Genomic DNA, 3,574 nt, shown 5'->3' on the forward strand with positions numbered 1-3,574 from the left:
GTCAGCCAGCCGGGGCCGGCGAGCCCCGGCGCGGCCTCCAACCGGGCGGCGAGGTCCCGATCCTCGATCAGCGAGGTCAACTCGAGGTCACCGGCGGGAACCACCCGGTAGGCGCGCCGCCCGCGTTCCAGGCGTACCGGTTGGGCCAGCAGCGGCAGCCGCACCCGACGTCGGGATCCCGCCACGTCGACGCCGCCGACCAGGAACGCCAGGCCCAGCCGGAGGATCCGCTCGTCGCGGTGCAGTGCGTCCAGCGCCGCCAGCCGGTCCAGTCGGGCGGTACGCGGACCCCGGTGCGGCTCCGGCAACCAGATCAGCGGACGCCCGGTCCCGGACACGTCGAACACCCGCTCCGCGCCGGCCGGAGCCAGGTCGGCGAGAGCGGTGAGGATCGTCGCCGCGCGCATCGCCCGCCGATTCTGCCGCACGCCGTCCCGCCCGGCCGCCCGCGTGCCCCGATCCGCCGGGCGTGGGTGGTCAGCCTGGCCTGGTCCGTCGGGCGCGGCGGGTCGGCCTGGATGTTCCACCCGGCCCCCTTTGCTCTGCTTCACCCCACGCACTGGTTCCACCCGGAAACCGTTGCGTCGGTTGAAGCAGAGCAAAGGGGCCAGCGAGGGGAGTGGTGGCGGCGATTACCGGCAGCACACCAGCACACCAGCGCGGCAGCGCGGCAGCCGCGTGGCGGCACCGGGTGGAGACGGCGGTGGGCGGGAGCCGTCGACGGCTCCCGCCCACGTGGCGGTCGGTTGTCAGGCGTACGTCTCGAACTCGGCGACCCTCGGCGTACTGCTGGAACTGGTGATCTCGAAGGTGACCTTGCTGAGCGAGGTCGAGGCGAAGCTGATCACACCGGCGGTGGTGCCGGAGGCGAGTACGGCCCCGTTGCCGTGGTTGATGACCCGCCAGCCACGGATGTTGCCCACGGAGCCGGACGCCTCACGGATGTTGATCCGGGAGATCGTCTTGGCGGAATCCCACTTGATCGAGATGGAGCCCGTGGCGCCCGACGGCGACCAGGCGGTGCTCATGTTGCCGTCCCGGACGTCGCCGTAGCTGGTGCCGCTGGCCTTGCTGGAACCGTCGGAGCCGGCGCCGATGCTCAGGTTGGTGCCGCTCGGCGGGTTCGTCGGCCCGGGGGTGGGGCTGGTGGTCGGTCCGGGCGTCGGGCTGGTCGGCCCCGGGGTGGGGCTGGTCGTCGGGTTCGTCGGCGTGCAGTTGCCGTTCGAGGTCCGGATGCCCTTGTTGGCGCCGGCCGTGTCCCGCACGATGGTCGGCACGCAGCTCGCCGCGTCCATCCGGTACGAGTAGGGGATGCTGACGCTGGTGTTGGACGTCGGGTTGGGACCGGCCGGGTTGTTGTCGCCGCTTCGGCTGGACCAGGTCACGTTGTCGAAGGTGTTGCCGCTGACCTGCCAGTAGCCGGCCTCGCTCGTGTAGAACGTGCCGAGCACGTCCTTGGCGTTCTGGAAGTAGTTGTTCTCCACCTTGGCCTGCCCGCCGGCCCGCGAGTTGATGCCGGACTCGTTGATCCGCAGGTAGTGGTTGTTGTAGATGTGGGCCACCCCGCCGCGCAGCAGGGGCACCCGCGAGTCGAGGTTCTCGTACAGGTTGTTGTGGAACGTGACGAAGCCGTTCGAGCGGTCGCTCTCGCTGGAGCCGATCAGGCCGCCACGACCCGAGTTGCGCAGGATGCTGTACGACAGCGTCACGTACTGCGTGTCGTTCTTCATGTCGAAGAGGCCGTCGAAGCCCTCCGACTCGCCGCCCGACGCCTCCAGGGTGACGTGGTCGACCCAGACGTTGCGGACGCCGCTCTCCATGCCGATCGCGTCACCGCCGTTGGAGGTGGGCGAGCCGGACTTCTTGACGTTCCGCACCGTCACGTTCTGGATGATGATGTTGCGGGCCTCGCGGATGTGGATGCCGAGCTGGTCGAAGACGGCGCCGTTGCCCACCCCGAGGATGGTGACGTTGCTGATCTGCTTGAGCTCGATCACGTCGGCGGCGGTGTTGCAGCTCGACCCGGACACCTTGGTGGTGTTGCCGTGGTTGATGGTCCCCTCCACCTGGATGGTGATCGGGGTGCTGCTGCTGGCCCGGTTGCAGAGGGCCGCGTGGATCTGGGTGCCGGTGGTGGCGCGTACCGTCTGGCCGCCCGCGCCGCCGGTGGTGCCGCCGTTGCGGGTCGCGAAGCCGGTGGCGCTGCCGACAGCGGCGGACGCCTGGGGGGTCACCAGGGTCACGCAGACCGCGGCGCCCACGGCTGTCGCGGACAGCCCCGCGAGGAGTCGCAGTGCGACTGTTCGTCTCATCCTTGCCTACCTTCCTATCGGTGGTGGTACTGCTACAACCGGGTGTGGTCGCCGGGTCGCCTGAGGGACGGTCAGAGCGGCAGGCGGTCGGCTCCGGCGAGCGGGCCGACGACGAGGGGCACCAGTGGTGCCGGGAGGACCGGTCCGTGCCGCAGCGTCGGCGTCCAGCCGGCGTCGGGCGACAGGTCGGGGTCGTGTGCGACGTTGTACGCGGCCACCAGGTCCACCGGGCGGGGTAGCTTGCCGGCGGCCTGCACCCAGTTGCCCCGGGTGGTGATCGCGGTGCCGCTCCAGTCGTAGAGCAGGTCGGCGGCGGTGATGCCGGCGCCGAGCGTGAAGTGGTTGTTCTCGGCGTACACGGCGGACTGCACGCCGACGCCGATGGCGTACTCGAAACCGTCGCCGGTCAGGCGGTACTGGTTGTTGTAGAGGTCGACCTGCCCGAAGCGGACCCGGGGCAGCCGCTGGAGTGCCTCGTCGAACAGGTTGTGGTGCAGGGTGACGTTGAGTCGGCCGACGTCCGGGCCGACGGTGTTGGAGGAGCCGATCAGCATCAGCTTGTCCCGCCCGTCGAACCGGTTCCAGGAGGCGGTGACCAGGCTCGCCGTGTGCGTGATGTCCAACGCGCCGTCGTGCACCTGGTACGGGCGCCCGAAGTGGATCGGTTGGCCGCTGTCGGGGTTGTCGCCGTCGGTGAACGTGTTGTGGTCGATCCAGACGTTCTCGCTGCGGCGGACCGAGACCAGGTCGTACTGGGAGTTCCAGTTGCCCGTCTCGCCGTCGGTGGGGGACCAGGCGGGGAAGCAGTCCCGGGCGTCGTCGAAGGTGATGTTGCGGACGATGACGTTGGTTGCCCGGTCGATCATCAGGGTGAGGCCGGTCAGCCGTGCCCCGCGCAGCCCGACGATGGTGGTGTTCGGGCCGACGTTGATCTGGGTCTGCCGGGTCTGGTTCGTCACCGACCGGACCCGGGCCTCCTCCACCGGTCCGCTCGGTGCGACCCGGCCCCACGTCGCCGGGTCGTACGCGGCCAGGTAGGCGTCCAGTGAGTACCCGGGGTCGGCCAGGTCGGTGCAGTCGAGCAGTCGCCCGTCGGCGTCCTCGAACCCGTCGATCTCGCCCTTGACGAAGATGATCTTCGGGGTGGTGTTGGTCGCGTTGGTGGCGTTGTTCCCGCCGAGCGCGGCGACCAGGTCCTGGCGACTGTCGACCACGTGGACCTGGTCGGCGGTGGCGGCGGAGCCGCCGGTGGTGCCCGGCCC

Annotated in this window: 2 protein-coding genes and 1 pseudogene; all 3 read right to left on the reverse strand. The window is 70.2% G+C overall.

What is annotated here, in order from left to right; genetic code table 11:
• Positions 1–407, reverse strand: a pseudogene (locus EYA84_RS28765) (hypothetical protein); the annotation flags it as partial.
• 342 nt (positions 408–749) lie between these two features.
• Positions 750–2,312, reverse strand: coding sequence for a polysaccharide lyase family 1 protein (locus EYA84_RS28770; protein ID WP_131057113.1), 1,563 nt, complete (start codon positions 2,310–2,312; stop codon positions 750–752).
• A 71-nt stretch (positions 2,313–2,383) separates the two neighbouring features.
• Positions 2,384–3,574: polysaccharide lyase family 1 protein (locus EYA84_RS28775; RefSeq protein ID WP_131057115.1), on the reverse strand; the 1,191-nt coding region annotated here is incomplete at its 5' end.

The sequence above is a fragment of the Verrucosispora sp. SN26_14.1 genome (genome assembly GCF_004307965.1).
Lineage (GTDB): Bacteria > Actinomycetota > Actinomycetes > Mycobacteriales > Micromonosporaceae > Micromonospora.

What these genes read in the sequence shown, in the direction of transcription:
- EYA84_RS28770 (WP_131057113.1), bottom strand. Translation starts at nt 2,312, where the DNA reads ATGAGACGAACAGTCGCACTGCGACTCCTCGCGGGGCTGTCCGCGACA.